The sequence below is a fragment of the Sphingomonas glaciei genome (assembly GCF_023380025.1).
Taxonomy (GTDB): domain Bacteria; phylum Pseudomonadota; class Alphaproteobacteria; order Sphingomonadales; family Sphingomonadaceae; genus Sphingomicrobium; species Sphingomicrobium glaciei.
The window spans coordinates 936,512-951,916 of record NZ_CP097253.1; the positions used below are offsets into that span (position 1 = coordinate 936,512).

Annotated in this window: 10 protein-coding genes, 1 tRNA gene and 4 pseudogenes; 12 read left to right on the forward strand and 3 right to left on the reverse strand. The window is 61.8% G+C overall.

Annotated elements, in window-relative coordinates; all coding sequences use genetic code 11:
- Positions 1-74 precede the first annotated feature (74 nt).
- The 11 genes and pseudogenes from M1K48_RS04475 to M1K48_RS04525 form a co-directional block, all read left to right on the forward strand.
- Positions 75-148: transfer RNA gene (locus tag M1K48_RS04475), tRNA-Gly, on the forward strand.
- A gap of 413 nt (positions 149-561) precedes the next feature.
- Positions 562-1,563 carry a sensor histidine kinase gene (locus tag M1K48_RS04480; protein WP_249504662.1) on the forward strand — a complete coding sequence of 334 codons (1,002 nt, stop codon included), beginning with the start codon at positions 562-564 and terminating at the stop codon, positions 1,561-1,563.
- Between the two features lie 489 nt (positions 1,564-2,052).
- The gene (locus M1K48_RS04485) at positions 2,053-4,527 is read left to right on the forward strand and encodes an ATP-binding protein (protein WP_249504663.1); all 2,475 of its coding nucleotides are present in this window, start codon (positions 2,053-2,055) and stop codon (positions 4,525-4,527) included.
- Between the two features lie 159 nt (positions 4,528-4,686).
- The gene (locus tag M1K48_RS04490) at positions 4,687-5,691 is read left to right on the forward strand and encodes a helix-turn-helix transcriptional regulator (RefSeq protein ID WP_249504664.1); all 1,005 of its coding nucleotides are present in this window, start codon (positions 4,687-4,689) and stop codon (positions 5,689-5,691) included.
- 1,181 nt (positions 5,692-6,872) lie between these two features.
- Positions 6,873-7,001, forward strand: a pseudogene (locus tag M1K48_RS14380) (PEPxxWA-CTERM sorting domain-containing protein); the annotation flags it as partial.
- A 455-nt stretch (positions 7,002-7,456) separates the two neighbouring features.
- A pseudogene (locus M1K48_RS14385) lies at positions 7,457-7,588 on the forward strand (PEPxxWA-CTERM sorting domain-containing protein); the annotation flags it as partial.
- A gap of 80 nt (positions 7,589-7,668) precedes the next feature.
- Positions 7,669-7,905 carry a hypothetical protein gene (locus M1K48_RS04505; protein ID WP_249504667.1) on the forward strand — a complete coding sequence of 79 codons (237 nt, stop codon included), beginning with the start codon at positions 7,669-7,671 and terminating at the stop codon, positions 7,903-7,905.
- Between the two features lie 65 nt (positions 7,906-7,970).
- A pseudogene (locus tag M1K48_RS14390) lies at positions 7,971-8,078 on the forward strand (PEPxxWA-CTERM sorting domain-containing protein); the annotation flags it as partial.
- Between the two features lie 730 nt (positions 8,079-8,808).
- The gene (locus tag M1K48_RS04515) at positions 8,809-9,048 is read left to right on the forward strand and encodes a hypothetical protein (RefSeq protein WP_249504668.1); all 240 of its coding nucleotides are present in this window, start codon (positions 8,809-8,811) and stop codon (positions 9,046-9,048) included.
- Between the two features lie 116 nt (positions 9,049-9,164).
- The gene (locus M1K48_RS04520; protein WP_249504669.1) at positions 9,165-9,500 is read left to right on the forward strand and encodes a hypothetical protein; all 336 of its coding nucleotides are present in this window, start codon (positions 9,165-9,167) and stop codon (positions 9,498-9,500) included.
- 114 nt (positions 9,501-9,614) lie between these two features.
- Positions 9,615-9,920: pseudogene (locus tag M1K48_RS04525) on the forward strand (tyrosine-type recombinase/integrase); the annotation flags it as partial.
- 114 nt (positions 9,921-10,034) lie between these two features.
- On the opposite strand, the gene M1K48_RS04530 reads toward M1K48_RS04525, so the two are convergent.
- The 3 genes from M1K48_RS04530 to M1K48_RS04540 are packed head-to-tail and all read right to left on the reverse strand — an operon-like array spanning position 10,035 to position 14,846.
- Positions 10,035-11,423, reverse strand: coding sequence for an alkaline phosphatase PhoX (locus M1K48_RS04530; protein ID WP_249504670.1), 1,389 nt, complete (start codon positions 11,421-11,423; stop codon positions 10,035-10,037).
- A 4-nt stretch (positions 11,424-11,427) separates the two neighbouring features.
- Positions 11,428-12,489, reverse strand: a complete 1,062-nt coding sequence (locus M1K48_RS04535) for a phytase (RefSeq protein ID WP_249504671.1) — start codon at positions 12,487-12,489, stop codon at positions 11,428-11,430.
- Complete coding sequence (locus M1K48_RS04540; RefSeq protein ID WP_249504672.1) at positions 12,489-14,846, reverse strand: TonB-dependent receptor plug domain-containing protein; 2,358 nt, start codon at positions 14,844-14,846, stop codon at positions 12,489-12,491. The genes M1K48_RS04535 and M1K48_RS04540 overlap by 1 nt, the downstream gene beginning before the upstream one ends.
- Before the next feature lie 219 nt (positions 14,847-15,065).
- On the opposite strand from M1K48_RS04540, the gene M1K48_RS04545 reads away from it, so the two are divergent.
- Positions 15,066-15,395 (forward strand): ArsR/SmtB family transcription factor, encoded by a 330-nt coding sequence (locus tag M1K48_RS04545; protein ID WP_249504673.1) that lies wholly within the window; start codon positions 15,066-15,068, stop codon positions 15,393-15,395.
- Positions 15,396-15,405: the final 10 nt, after the last annotated feature.

Consider the following 15,405-nt stretch of genomic DNA (forward strand, 5'->3'; position numbering starts at 1 on the left):
TCTCTTTGCCTGCGATCATGGCCGCGAAACCCTTGTCTCCGCCCCACCCCTGTGGCAATCGCCCGGGCGGCGCCGCGGGTATGATGTAATGGTAGCCTGTCAGCTTCCCAAGCTGAACGCGCGGGTTCGATTCCCGCTACCCGCTCCACTTTCGTTAGCTCTTCGCAGAAAACCGCCACAAATGAGGCGGCAATGCGGACTCTCTCCTACTCACCTGAACACTTAGCCGATCACCAAAGCTGTCTCGTGGCGATATCCGCCTCCGCCTCCGAGTGTCGTGCCTGCTAAATGCGACGCAAACTTATCTCGTTCACAACAAGTCCGACTGCGATATCGGCGCGGCGACGGTTAAGCTCACTCAGAGTGCGCGCCGCAGCTCAGCGAGGCATCGTCACGCTTGCAAGTCTGGGGCACCGGTATGCACCGGGCCAGATGGCCATGGTGGGCCCAGAAGTACCGAAAAGGCGCCTGCCTGTCCGGTTATGGGCAAGAACGAAAAGGTAGGATAAGCATTCGAAACCTACGGCTCGAGGCGCCGCCGGGCTTCAGAAAGTATCCACGGTGTTTGCAGGCGACTCTCCCGATCAGGTCTGGGGCCCTGAGCATTTGCGCCTTGCAGTCGACGCCGCTTGCGTCGCCCTGTGGTCATGGAATCTGGCCGACGACCGCTTCGCAATGGATGAGCGCGCCTTCGACCTCTGGGGACTCGAGTGGAGTTCGAGCGTCAGTTTCGAGGACCTCTCTGCGCACATTCACCCTGCCGATCGTGACCGCGTGAAGGCGGCGTTCACGGCCACTCGGTCCGTCCCCGGACCGTATGAGATCGTCTTTCGTATCCTGGTAGGCCGCGACATCCGGTGGATCTCGGCGCGCGGTATGTCGGCAGAAATGGCTGATTCCGAAGGGGCGATGTTCGGCATCTTTCTCGACGTTACCGGGCGCAAGCAGGCCGAGGAAGGCAACGAACTTCTCGCCGGCGAGATGAGCCATCGCGTCAAGAACCTGCTCGCGATCGCAGCCGGTCTAACCCAGCTGACTTCGCGATCCGCGGCGTCGGTCGAGCAGATGACCGGTGAATTGACTCAGCGCCTGACCTCGCTTGGCCGTGCGCACGATCTTGTTCGCCCCCTGCCGGGCGAGCAGGGTAAGGCAGCCCTGCTCGGTGACCTGCTGTCGGTACTACTCTCACCCTATGAGGACACGGGAGCCTTCTCGGGCCGCATCAGGGTGGCCGTACCCCGGATGGGTGTTGGGCAGGCCACCGCCACTACCTTGGCGATGGTGATGCACGAACTGGCTACTAATTCGGTGAAGCACGGCGCCCTTTCCGCAGCCGAGGGACAGCTCGACGTTACGGGCCGATCGGACGGTAACGAGGTCATCCTCACCTGGGCCGAAACCGGAGGGCCATCAGTTTTTGCCTCGCCCGACATGACCGGCTTCGGAAGCCGGATGATCCAGCGTAGCGTCTCATCCCAATTGGCCGGATCTCTATCTTACGACTGGCAATGCACCGGGCTGGTTGCCACACTCGTCATGCATGCAGACCGAATGGGGCGCTAAGCTCTTTGCTTACGTAGCAGCTAGCTGAGCTTGAGCTTCCGATAGGGGTGCAAGTCGTCCTGCCATGTCCAGCGTCTGCTTTTCGCCGAATGTAGACCATGCGCTCAGCGCCGCAACGATCCTAAACCGGTCTTGGGGGTGACCGCCGATCAATCGCCCGAATACGTAGCGCAGTCCTTACGTTTCGGTTTCGAGGTCGATTACCTGCCAAGCCCTTTCGCGTCCTCCCCTGCTTTCCAATACTGCCGACCCATCCGAGCATCTTGGTAGGTAACAAAGTGGCCTTGCCGTCGAGCAGCAAGGAACGGCTGGCACCCAGTATCGCGACGTCGACTCCGATGTCATCTGCGCTCTGGGTTGTTCCAGCCTTTTGCGGAGGCTTCCGCACATCCTCGATAGGCTGTAGTCGAAATTGTGATCTTCTCCGGTAAAACGTCTGCAACTTTGTCGCAAAGCACTGACCAGCCTAATCAGAGTCCCAGTATCTCTATGCTGACGTCGTTTGACTGGTTGGATTTCCCGCTGGGGTCGCCCGATCGTTGGCCAAGTGCCTTGAAAGTAGCCTTGTCGCTCTGCGTCGACTCGAGTTTTCCCACGGCGATCTATTGCACACGCGAACTCCGCCTCATCTACAACGACGCCTGGGCCCCGATCGCCGGCGAGCGCCACCCTTGGGCATTCGGCCGTCCTGGCGCGGAAGTTTGGGCCGACATTTGGCCCGTCGTCGGGCCCCAATTCGACGAGGTCTGGCGAACCGGCGAGGGCTTTGCAACCTTCGATCAGATGCTCCCCATACGCCGTGGCGGGGAGGTGCAGGAAACCTACTGGAATTACAGCTTCACGCCAATCCGCGACGAGAACGGCGAAATCGTCGGCATTCTCAATCAGGGCAACGAAACGACCGCGCGTGTGATGGGCGAACGCGCCCAGTCATTCCGCCTCGACCTCGAGCAATCTCTCAGGACTCTCGACGACCCGGTCAGCGTGATGCGCGTGGCGGCGGAGCTGCTCGGCGCGACCTTAGGCGTTAGCCGGGCCGGCTATGGCGAGATCGACGCCGATGGCGAGATCATCCGTGTGTCGCGCGACTGGACGAGGTCCATGCCAAGCCTGGCCGGCGAAGCGCGCCTTCTCGATGGGTTTGGACAAACGATCGCGGAGGAACTGCGCGCCGGCCGCACCCTGGTGGTGAACGACAGCGCCTCGGATCCGCGCGTGGCGGGGGCCAACGTCGCCGACGCGTGGGCCAGCACCAACCTGCGAGCGATCATTGCGGTGCCCCTAATCAAAGAAGGGCGACTCGTTGCCTTCCTCTACGCGCACGAGAGCAAACCGCGGCAATGGAAAGCGACCGAGATCGCGCTGATGCAGGATGCGGCCGAGCGCACCTGGGCAGCCGTCGAACGCGCACGGGCCGAACAGGCTCTGCATGAGTTGAACGAGACCCTGGAGGCGCAGGTCGAAGCCCGGTCTGCCGAACGCGACCGGCTTTGGAACCTGTCGCAGGACATGCTCGCGCGGGCGGACTTCACTGGCATGATGTCGGCCGTCAGCCCGGCCTGGACGCAGGTGCTCGGGTGGACCGAGGCCGAATTGCTCACTCAGGGCTACGCAAGCTTCATGCATCCCGACGACATGCCGCCGACCCTTGCGGCGATCGAGGGGATGAGCGCGACCCGCCAGCCGGCGCGCTTCCAGAACCGGATCGCCACGTCCGACGGCGGATGGAAGCCGATCGAGTGGACCGTCGCTCCCGAAGCCGACGGCCTGAACTTCATCGCCGTCGGTCGTGACCTCAGCGATGCCAAAAGAAAGGAGGCCGAGCTCGCTGCCGCGCAGGAGGCGTTGCGGCAAAGCCAGAAGATGGAGGCGATGGGCAGTCTGACCGGCGGCGTGGCGCACGATTTCAACAATCTCCTGACCCCGATCATCGGCTCGCTCGACATGCTGGTGCGCAAGGGCATCGGCAGCGAACGCGAGCGCCGACTGATCGATGGTGCCCTCCAGTCGGCGGAGCGCGCCAAGACTTTGGTGCAGCGCTTGCTCGCGTTTGCCCGGCGGCAACCGCTTCAATCGACTGCGGTGAATATCGGCACACTCGTCGGCGGCATGACGGATCTGATCGCCTCGACCGTCGGGCCGACCATCGACCTCGGCCTCGATCTGGACCCCGCGCTTCCCCACGCCATCGCCGATGCCAACCAGCTTGAGATGGCGCTGCTGAACCTTGCGGTGAATGCGCGCGATGCCATGCCAAGGGGCGGGCAGCTCACCATCGCGGCGCGCAGCGAGCGCATCTCGGCCCGGCATCCGGCCGGACTCGGGCGGGGCGACTATGTCCGATTGAGCGTCAGCGACACGGGCGCGGGCATGGATGAAGAGACGCTGAGACGGGCGGTGGAGCCTTTCTTCTCGACCAAGGGCATCGGGAAAGGGACGGGCCTTGGCCTTTCTATGGTGCACGGCCTTGCCGCGCAGCTCGGCGGCGGGCTGAGCATAGACAGCACTCCGAACAAGGGGACCGATGTTACCCTCTGGCTTCCCCTTAGCACAGAGCCCGCGACAGGTCAGGCGCCGTCGTCGACACCGACGCAGACACCGCTGGTGCGGGGCACCGTGCTTCTAGTCGACGACGAGGATCTGGTGCGGATGAGCACGGCCGACATGCTCATCGACCTCGGATTCGACGTCGTCGAAGCAACCTCGGGCGATGAAGCGCTGAAGCTGCTCGAAACCGGGCAGGCCCCCGACCTTCTCGTTACCGATCACCTCATGCCGGGGCTCAGCGGCGCCGACCTTGCGAGCTTGGCTCGAGCGCGGATCCCCGGATTACCCGTGCTGATCGTCTCCGGATATGCGGAAGTCGACGGCATCTCGCCTGACCTCCCTCGACTGACGAAACCTTTCCGCAACGCTGATCTTGCGGCGCACTTGGCTGAGATCTTGCCGGTCACCGGTAAATGAAATGCGATCGGATGGAAGTGACAACATCATTTCTGATCGCATCACTTTTCGTTAGCAGTAGGTTATGTGTGCAACGGATTGCAGGCGCAGTAACCCCTTCGGACGTTGAGCCAGCGACTTACGACGCTTCTTAGGCTTTCCGTTCCGCGTTCCGAGGCAATGATGCAGGTCGACCCTTCGAGCACAATCCCCAGAGTAATCATCGAGTCGTCGCAGATCCCGGAGGCCGAGCAGTTTTCCTACTGGAGCGCCCATATTCGCTGTGCGCGATTGTCTCAGCCGGTGCCCGGATCATTCCACAGTAGCGGCAACATGTGGAACCTCGGCGCGCTGCAGATCATCCTGATGGAAGTGGACCCGTTTGTTGCCATCCGGGATCGCGAGCTCGTGAACGCCGTGGATGCCGACTTCATCCAGGTTGCCCAGCTGCTTGAAGGCACGATGACCTTCGAGACCGCCGGTGATGCGTGTAATCTGATGCCGCCTGCCTGCTTTGTCCGCGATGCCCGTCGAACGAGCGAGATTTCATCAACGCGCGCACGCCTGCTCATGCTGTATTTCTCGCGCGGCTTTCTTGAGGAGCGGACAGGATCGATCGACTTTCAAGGAGTATTGGCAGACGTTCCCGAATTGGCATTGTTGCGCGAAATGGCGTGCGATCTGATCCGCTTCTTTCCCCAGGCGAGGGAAGAAAGTGCCCCGCTTTACGCCGCCATCTTGCGTGACCTTACCGCTGCCGCGCTGGTGGCTGCCGGAGCGACCGACGTGTCCGCGCAGTCGCCATTGCTCGCTTCCGCCAAGGACTATGTCGCCACGCAACCGCCAGGGACGCTGACGGTATCGGGAATCACCGCCGCATTGGGCGTTTCGCGATCGGTCATCTACCGCTTGTTCGAGCGCGAAGGGGGGCTTCTCGCTTATGATCGAATGCGTCGACTTCGCGCGTTGCACAGGGCGATGTGCAATCCTCTCAATACCAGCACGCTTGCAGAACTCGCGCAGCGCTACGGTTTTCGCGACCAGGCATCGCTCCTTCGCAGCTTTCGCAAGGCTTTCGGCTACCCGCCGAGCGAACTGCGCCGACGGCATCTTTCCAGGACCGCGCCGCCGATTAGCGCTTCGGCATCGGCGCAAATACAGCACGCCTTCGACAACATCGATTAGCAACGGCCGACGCGCCGCGTTCAAGCCGCTGCTTGGCTACAATTTTTGGAGATGTTGGAGTCAGGCCGCCGAGTGTTTCGGTCTCGCTTCACTCGCGCGCGAGCTGCAGATCGAACCTGAAATCCCGCTCGATTAGGCACTGCGTCCCAACGCGCAATTGAGGTTTGCGGCTCTGATAAACCCTTATTAACGCGAACTTATCGACGGCGGATTTGCTCACTGGGGGCAAGACGGCTCGTCCTGTTGGGGGTAAGATCGTGATTCCAATCAAGCGCCTCGCGCCGCCCGCGCGCCTGCTGCCCGTCACCCTCGCTTGCGCGTTTGCCAGCGTTCCAGCGTCTGCCGCCGAGTTCGTGACAACGTACACCAGCACCAATGTCTTCGCCGGAAGCGCCATCCGCGCCAATCTTGCCATTACCGCAAGTGACACGCTGAACTCTCGTGGTGGATACGATATCCAGTCGATGTCCGGCAATGTGAATGGAACGTCGATTTCCGGTCTCGTCGTGAATCCGAGCCAGCCCGACACTGCGTCGCAAAGTATATTCACGTACGACAACATCTACTACGGCGGCGCTTACCCGTTCGACAGCACGGGCATCCTGTTCACCACGTCGGATGGTAAGCTTTATAACTTCTGGGCCAATACGAGTACCAGTTATCAGCTGAAATCCACGTCTGGTCTCAACAGCCAAACGACGGTCGACAACTCCACCGGCTACATCGGCAGCACCCCGCCGGCAGCGGTGGTCCAGCCGGATCATCCGAGCGGATCAACCATCCTTACCTTCGAGGAAGTGCCGCCCTATTTCGAGAACCAGGTCTCGACCCAGGGTTACACGTTCACCAGCGCCGGAAACTGCTGCGCCTACGCCTGGTCCCAAGACCCGACGGCTCGGAACGGTTGGGAGTACCTCATGTACACCCGCCATGCTGAAACAATGCGAGCCGTCGACGGATCGCTTTTCTCGGTGTCGAGCTTCGACGCTGCCATCGGAGCCTATGCGAAGTATTCCGAGTACCTGCTGCTTCTTACGGGCCTCCGCGCCGATGGCTCAACGGTGACAACCAACATCAGCATCGGATCGTCGTACCAGTCTTTCACATTGAGCGGCTTCGACAATCTGAGCGCGCTGACATTCTCGCACCCCACCAACGATCCCGGCATGTATGTGAAGATCGACAATCTCGCCGTGTCCGCGGCCGTGCCCGAGCCATCGACCTGGGCCCTCTTGCTCCTCGGTTTCGGCCTGGTCGGCGGTTCGCTGCGCCGCCGGCGTCAGGGTTCCTTGATCCAGCAAGTCGGCTGACCGCTCCGATCAGAATGGGCCTTTCCAAGCTCCAGCCTGCTGTTCGATGAGCTCAAACATTGAAGAGGGAGTAACTGTAAATGAAGTTCACTCTCGTACTAACGGCGATTGCCGCCGCCTCTTTCTCCTCCCCGGCCCTTGCCGATATTTGCGGGTTCAGCATCGCTGGTCTCGACACGGCAAGCTTCGAGCTTGATTGCTCTCCCACCAAGATAGATTTCTTCCGCGAAGGCCTGTTCATCATCAGAAGCGTGCCGATTACCCTGAACGGCGACGCCGGCACGGGCGAAGTGCTTTTCAACTCGGGCTCAACTTCCGGCGGCTTGGCCTTGAGCGTAGTCGGCGGTGGCGGAATCTCCTTTGCGGGTGACCCACTGTTCGCCGGCTACGAAGGATCGCCGACGTTTGTGCCCGGGGATTACATCGGCACCGGTGAAGTCGGTGGTCCGACCATCTACAACATTTCGATCCGGAATGTGACCGCGGCGGTGCCCGAGCCCGCGACTTGGGCGATGATGCTTCTGGGCTTTGGCACAATTGGCGTCACGACCCGGCATCGTCGTCGGAGGCTTCGTTATCTTGGGTGAAATGCGGAATTCCATTCCGCTGGCCCAAGTCCCGTTCATCGGTCCTCCGGCCAGGAGGCTAAGTCTCAAGGAGAGCTTCCATGCGTAATCGAGTGCAACTTGCGGTGATGGCGATGGCACTGAGCGCCGCGACGCCTGCATGCGCGTCCGAGACGATCACCTACAACGTGGCCGGCCTCCTCAACGGGAGGTTCTCTCTGGAGGAAAGCAACGGCACCTATACCTTGAGTTCGGCCAATCTCAGTCTGGTGGGAGCATCGTTCACGACTGGGACCACCGGGTTCCAGATGACGTGGGCCAGACGGCGTCGTCCTTGACGTTCACCTTGCCGTTCTCCCTCGACGTCAATCGGTCGTCTGTTGTTGCAGTAACCAGGCTCGAATCTGCTGTTCCTGAGCCAGCCACCTGGATGCTGATGCTTTTTGGGTTCGGCGCTGTTGGGTGCGGCATTCGTCGCAAGGACCTGCAAGCAGGCGTGACTTACACCTAGACCGTCATTTTGACGCTTGCATGCGTTTGAACAAGCTTATTTGCTTCTGAATTGCAAAGAGACGTCCTCTTCAGGCGCGCTGCTGCCGCGACGTCGCGTCTGAAGCAATGTCCGCTTCTGCCCGTTGCGGGCCCAAAGCAGCCCTTCCGCTTTCCACCAATACCTGTCACCTACGTTCGTCAACGCCTCCCCTTCCCGCCGGACGACCATCACCAGACCGACGCAGGATTACGAGCGATCGCCGGTGAACTGGCCAGAACCAAGTACTCTCACTGGCGATTTGAAGAGGAGGTGCGCTGTTGGGCTTCAATCGACCCAGAAGGTCCGCAGTTGCACGATGCGTCCGGAAACGATCCCTAACCCTGGCGACTGGTGCCAGCATCTGAACTAATTGAAGGCCTAACCCTCGGTGGGCCTAGTCGTCCCCGAAATCTCCCTGCGCTGATGCTGGAGCGCAGATCATGGCCGGGTGCCGACAGGTCAGGCTTTTCCTGCCCGACCTCATCTTTTTCAATTTCGTTCGAATTGCCCAGGCCAGGCCGAGAGTTTCACCGCTGCTGAAAAGCAATTTGTATTAACGTCCTTGCTTGTGGTCTGTCGGGAACAGAGCCGCACAAAGTTGGAAATCTTCCGCCCCGAGTAGATCATGCTCGCCGGCGCTTAAGTATGCATTTCTAGTGGGGGGCAAACTCACTTTGCTAAAGGCAGCAAAGGCAAGCAGGCAGGCTCCTTGTCGAAGAGCCTACTTCTCGGACCAAGCGGCGTGGTCGCTCTAGCAGGCGACATCCAGATCCGCGTCGACATCCACACTTGCCTCTATGGGGCCATTGCGGAGCAGTTCGGGATCTCTCGCGATGAGATTACGCCAAAGCTTAAGCCAAGCGAAGACCCGATCGGCGCCCTCGAAGTGGGCTGGGGAATGTGCCTGAAGAACTACGAGGGCAGGATGAAGGCGCTTCGCCCGCTCTAGTCCTTCTACCATCAACGTTCGAGCTACGCATCTGGCACGCTCAAGCTCACCATCAAGGAGACCAAAGCCTACCTCTACGAGCGCCTGATCAAACAGCTGGAAGAGGTCCTGGACTGATGCGCAGGCTCCTCCTCCTCCTCGCCAGCACCATGAGGGTCTTCTTCTCGTCGCCGGCCGCCGCGGACGTGTTGACTGCTGAAAACAAGGTTTCACTCTGCACGGCCGACTATCAGGGTCGCGTGGCCGTCGATCGGGACGAACTGGCCTATGCTATCGTCGGCATTGCCTCTGGCATCAACCGCTACCTTGATGGCGCGAATCCTGCTGGCCTTCGCAACGGCTCGATCGAGCGGAGATCGAAGAGCGGACTCTCGAGCGAACCCCTCTATGCCGTTCGGAACGCAGGCACGAAGTTACCGCCACAGCCAATCGCCCCTTCGGGCCCACCGTGAATCTTTCCACCGACATGATCGCCGCAAGTGCCCAGAAGGCGATTGCCGACGAAGTAGCCGAGCTCTTCGAAATCACCTCTACCGCTTCAAAAAGAGCGGGTGACGTCACTTACCGATGAGCGGCGCGGTGGCTCGCTCGACGAGTATGTCTTCCCCAGCCGCGTTGACCGGCTGTCACACATGAGCACCCGGCAATACGCTCGTCTGGTCGACGAGTGGGTGACGGCAATTGGGCTCCGTCGAGAGGACTACGGCACCCATTCGCTTCGGCGCACGAAGGCAGCCCTTATCTACAAGCAGACTGGCAACCTCCGAGCAGTACAGATTGTACTTGGCCACACCAAGATCGAGACGACGGTTCGATACCTTGGCGTCGAGGTCGAAGATGCTCTGGTGCTGGCCGAAGCGGCCGAGATCTGAGTGGAATGGTGGGCCGGTTCGCCAGCCCACCCATCCCGTGCTCCGAGCGTCCGCAGGTGGCCGAAAGCTGCAAGTCTTCTTCAGTGAAGAAAAAAGGCGATTGCCGCCGTTCATTCAGATCAGCCGCAAAGTGCTCCAAGGACCCTGAATGGCAAGCGTTCGCCCAGGGCGGTAAACGTTGACGAACATAGTCCGACCGTCGGGCGCAAAGCAGACGCCGGCCAGTTCGGTGTCGGCGCGAAGCAGCGCCATCGTGTAGACCTTGCCCTCGTGGGTCACGCCACGGAGATGATTAGGCTTGCCGTCGGTACGGTCCTCGCAGACGATCAGGTGGCCGTTGGGCGCGACGGTGAGATTGTCGCCATAGTCGAACACGCTGGCATCCTCGCTTTCCAGAAAAAGCTGAAGGCGGCCGGAGCGCTCGACCTCGCCGGCATGACCCTCGAACGGCGAGGGAATGTAACGGAATATCTGGCCGAGCTTCTTGGCGCCGCCGGAGGTGCAGGTGAAGTAGAGTTCGTTGCTGCCGGCGTGGATGCCTTCGCCCCTTGCGAAGATCGCGGCGCCGGCGGCGCGGCCGCGCTTTCGGAGGTCATCGGCCGGGTTGTCGACCGCGTCGAGGTCGACCCATCGCACAGACGGAGCTGCACCAGAGGCGAAAATAATCCGGTCCCAGTTGCGCGTGTCCATGCCCGGCAGGCCGTCGATCGCCAGCGCTTGAAGACGGCCTCCGGCGGCCAGGTTACCGGGCTTGTCGGGGATGAAGCGGGTGAACAGGCCGTCGGCCATGTCCTCGGTCAGGTAGAAGATGCCGGTGCGCTTATCGACCGCTGCGGCCTCATGTCGGAAGCGACCCATGCCGGTCAGCGGTTTGGGATCGACCAGGCCGCGATGGTAGGCCGGCACTTCGAAGATCCACCCGTGCGAACGTTCGACATCGGGAGCTGCAAGCGTGGTCTCCTCGCACGTCAGCCAGCTCCCCCAGGGTGTATCGCCCCCGGCGCAGTTCACCGCAGTCCCGGCGAGGCTCAACCATTGAGCCTCGCGTTTCATGGTCCTGAGGTCGATGACCACGGTCGAAGTGCCGCCGGGAAGCACACGGCCGTCCCACCCGCGACCGAACGCCGGGCCGTCCTTCAGCCGTTGCTCGAGCCGGGCGAGGCCGGCGCTCGGCCCCAATTCTTCGTCGCCGGGCTTGAGTTCATGGTTACGGACCAGCGCAATGCGGTTCGCGTCGAGGGCGAAGCAGCCCATGCCGTCGAACTTGTCGGGCGTGGCGAAGCCGTCGTCCATCGCCTCGCCGGCCGCGGACAGGATCGTGTAGGTGAACCCTTCGGGCAGATCGAACAGACCGGCAGGATCGCGCCGCAAGGGCCCATAGCCGGGCACTTCGTTGCGATAGGTCAGAACCTCGGATGCATGACTGGCCCGGACGCGCGACGCGCCACTAAAGGCGAGCGATGCGAGACCGGTTGTTGTGAACGTGCGGCGATCGAGCTGCATGGCCCTAGTTTCTCGCCTGCTGCTTTATGGCTTCAAGGACATCGGCCCAGGCCACCAGCTTGAAGTTCTGGGCCGAAAGCGCATTCATCCCGTCCTGCGCGATGAACAGTCCGCCCGGATAATCAGCGCCAAAGTCGCCAAGCTGAAGCTCGATCCCATCGGTTTCTTCGGTCCCGCCCAGTCTGCCGGCGTTGATGCGGAAGCGGCCGAGCCAGCGCTCGTCGCCCAGGCTCCACACCGCATAGGCATTGTCGCCCTGGCTGGAGACAACCAGAAAGCCGCCACCGCGCCCGTCAGGGGCAACCGCCACACCTTCGACATCCTCGACCAGCCTCTTGCCGTCGGCCGGAGCCACGAGGACTGGCGGTGTCGCTGCATCGGCTGCCAGATCGAAGCGCCACAGACCGCGCCCCTCTTCGGCGACGTAGAGCCGCTTGCGCCCTTCCTCGACCGCGCAGCCTTCGGACTGGGTGGCGAGCTTCATTGTCCGGATGAGGGTCGCGCCTGGCTGTCCGGTGAGATCGAAGCGATACTGGCTTATGGTCCCGTCCTTCGCGACCATGAAGCCATGCAGCGCATCGTCGAGCGTGGCGAGGCAAATCCCATAGGCTTCCCCCCGACCGGCTGGTAGTGTTCCAAGCAATCGCAGCGTACCCGCGAGCGGATCGAGCGTGAACAGCGCGAACTTGGCGTTGGCGAGGTCGTTCCGATCGCTTGCCACCACGACGATCTGGCGCGACCCGCCGACCATCACATCGGACTTGAGGTCGACATTGTTGACCCGCCCCGCGTCGATGAAGCTGCGGGTTGTGCCGGTCAGGCCATAGACGTAGAGCCCGGCCTTCTTGTCCGTGCCGACGATCAGGCTGGCGGCAGGATCGGCGGGATTGCGCCAGATGGCGGGATCGTCGGCGGCGTCCTCCGCCTCCGTCCCGACCGGCGCCGTTTCGCCCCGGGCAGCGACGCTGACCGCCGGGTCGGCATTGCCGATGCGAACCGCCACAGGCACTTCGGTGGCGGCACAACCGCTCAGGAGCAGCGCCGTCAGGATGATGAGCTGGCGCATCAGAAAGCGTACCTCGCGACGAGCTGGAATACGGGTCCGGCTTCTTCCGCTTCAAGCTCATATTCATCGAAGTCACGATTTGCCTGATCTTCGATGGTGGTGAACTTGTTGAACACCTCCTTCTTCTTGCCATTCAGGAGGTTCGATCCGACCGCTCGGATGGTCAGCTTTTCGAACAAGCGCTTCTCGACGAAGACCTCGAGATCGGCGCCATAGGTGGTGCGGATCTCTTCCCCGACGATCCGGTCAACCGCCGGCCCTTGCTTGCGGAAGGTCGCGCCGAAGGCAGCATCGAGGCGGCGGAGGTTCTGAATGAAGCCGAAGTTGTAGACGTATTTGGACTGACCGTTGAAGCGCCGCTTACCCGCGAAGTCGCGGATCGAGCTGTCGAGCAGCGACAGGTTGCCGAAGATGCCGGTGTCGCTGAGGCCGATGGCGGCGAGGCTGGCGGAAAGGTCGAACTCGATCCCCCATGCCTTGCCGCTGCCGCTGTTCTGCGGTTGCAGGACGAAGGTGCCTTCTCCTTCCGAGCCTTCGTTGCCGGTGTTGGCGACCTCGACCAGATTCTTCACGCGACGATAGAAGACGTTGACCCCGGCGACGCCCGTGCGGCCGATCCGCCGTTCATAGCCAGCGTCGACGCCCCATGCGGTTTCGGGCTTCAGCAGCGGATTGCCGAGCAGGTCGTTGTCGCCAAGTTCAGCCTCGAGCAGCGCTGGTGTGATGAAGTTGAAGTTGGGACGACGGTTGGTCCGCGCTACCGACGCGGTGAGGCGGTCGCGCCCGGTCAGGTCGAACTTCATCGAGGCTGATGGCAGCCACAGGTCGAAATCATTGTCGAAGCGCTGGCCGCTATCAAGGTCGACGATCTTCACGTCCGTGCTTTCCCGCCGGACCCCGGCTTCCCAGCGCAGTGCGCCGGTCCGGCCCTCGACCAGGGCAAACAGGTCGCGGCGGTTTTCGTCGATCCGGTTCAGCCCGCCGGCGACGGCAAGCAAGGGATCGAAGGGCGTGACGAAGGCATCGGGGCTTTGCGTGAACTGGTCGTAGACCCGCGTTGCTGCCGCAAGGTTGAAGCGGTTGCGATCGGTCGCGATGTCGGTGTCGCGCCTCTTGTCCTGCGCATAGCCGCCGAACACGACATTGACCCCGCCGCCGATCGGCAGCTTGTGATCGAGCCCGAGGCTGAATTCCCGGTCGTCGATGTCGGTGAGCGTCAAGTCGCCGGTGAAGCGCGGCGGCGCGCGGTCGAAATCGATCTCGAACTCGGTCTCGCGGCTGTCCTGCTGAAAGCGGGCGGCGCCGAACCGCGCGGTGGTCGTGCCAGCGCTCCAGTCCTGCGCCAGCTTGGCCGCCAGCGAGTAGCTGTCCTGGTTGATGCTGTTCACATTGGCATTGTCGGTCAGCAGATTGCCATTCACCGGCGTGCGGACGGGACCGGTCCGGGCGGTCGGATCATCATATTCGAAGCTGCGCTCGGTCTCGGTCCGATCGGTATGGACGTAAAAGCCGCTGAGCTCGGCGCGGGTGGCGCCCAAGTCGAGGCCGTAAGACGCGTTGACGTTATAATCGGTGCCATCGCGGGTGTCGCTCTGGTCCTCGCGATTATCGAAATCTTCGGTGCGGAAGGACGGATTATTCTCGGGCGAGTCGGAGAAACGAAGGCTCGACTTCTGCTTGGGATTGTAGCGCCCCTGGATGTTGCCGCCGATCAGCAATCGGCCCGGTCCGACCGGGCTTCCGAAAACCGCGCCGACATTGGGTTTGACCTTGCCGTCGTCGAACAACAGCCCGCCGACGCGGGCGTAACCGCCGTCGAACTTGAACGCGTCGCGAAGAACGATGTTGAGCGTGCCGGCGACCGCATCGCCAGTCCGGCGGGCGCTGTTGGCACGAACGATCTCGACCCGGTCAACCAGTTCGGCGGGAATGCGATCGAGGAAGAAGCTGCGGTCGACGTTGGCGCCGGGCACACGCTCGCCGTTGACTAGGATCTGCGTATAGCCGGGGTCGAGACCGCGGAGCCGTGCGCCATCGCTCTCGAGGACGTCGGACAGGAAGGTGACAGACGGAACGCGCTTCAACGCATCGCCGATGGTCAGCGGCTCGAAGCGCTGGAAATAGTCTGTGTCGTAGACGAGGACCGGCTCGGCCGCTTCGCTGCGGTTACGATAACCGATGTTGGCCTGCACCACGATTTCCTGCGCTGTGCGCAGCTGCTCGTCTTCGGCAGTGTCGCCGGCAGCGACGCTCTCGATCGGCGTGGCGGGAGCGCGCTCGCTTTGCGCCATCGCCGGAACAGCCGTAAGCGACAGCAGCGACACTCCAGCAAAAGCGCTGGCACGAACCAGTTTCATTCTAGATACCCCCCGGGAAGACTTCGTTGCGCTAGCGGGGGGCAGAGACTCTGCTGCGACGGCTTTGCGACGTGCCTATTGCACCTGCACGACGCATTGGTGACTGGGTCCGACTGAAGCCGTCTTGCTGGGCTGGGCGACCTCATGGTGATTTCCGCTTCACCCGCGAGCTAGAGTAGCAGGCTAGCGCTACCAAAATCCATCGGCTAATACCGATTAATGACGACCGAAGATGCTTTGATCGCGCTAGCGGCGCTATCGAATCCTACCCGGCTTGAAACATTCCGGCTCCTCATACGACATGAATCCGCCGGGCTTGCGACAGGCGAAGTCGTGAGCCGATTGGGTATGACCCAAAGCACCTTCTCCACTCATCTTGCGGTGCTAGCGAAAGCCAGGCTGGTGCGAGCTGAAAAGCAGGGCCGCAATCAGGTACAGCATGCCGAGATCGATACGCTTCGCGAGCTAATGCTTTTCCTGGCCAAGGATTGCTGCCGCGGCAGCCCGCAACTCTGTGCGCCGCTGATCGCCGAACTCACCTGCTGCTGACGGAAACGCT

Bases quoted from the DNA above. Each gene is read 5' to 3' on its own strand.
- M1K48_RS04520 (WP_249504669.1), top strand. From the start codon at position 9,165: ATGCGCAGGCTCCTCCTCCTCCTCGCCAGCACCATGAGGGTCTTCTTC.
- M1K48_RS04505 (WP_249504667.1), top strand. From the start codon at position 7,669: ATGCGTAATCGAGTGCAACTTGCGGTGATGGCGATGGCACTGAGCGCC.
- M1K48_RS04490 (WP_249504664.1), top strand. From the start codon at position 4,687: ATGATGCAGGTCGACCCTTCGAGCACAATCCCCAGAGTAATCATCGAG.
- M1K48_RS04540 (WP_249504672.1), bottom strand. From the start codon at position 14,846: ATGAAACTGGTTCGTGCCAGCGCTTTTGCTGGAGTGTCGCTGCTGTCG.
- M1K48_RS04530 (WP_249504670.1), bottom strand. From the start codon at position 11,423: ATGCAGCTCGATCGCCGCACGTTCACAACAACCGGTCTCGCATCGCTC.
- M1K48_RS04545 (WP_249504673.1), top strand. From the start codon at position 15,066: ATGACGACCGAAGATGCTTTGATCGCGCTAGCGGCGCTATCGAATCCT.
- M1K48_RS04485 (WP_249504663.1), top strand. From the start codon at position 2,053: ATGCTGACGTCGTTTGACTGGTTGGATTTCCCGCTGGGGTCGCCCGAT.
- M1K48_RS04535 (WP_249504671.1), bottom strand. From the start codon at position 12,489: ATGCGCCAGCTCATCATCCTGACGGCGCTGCTCCTGAGCGGTTGTGCC.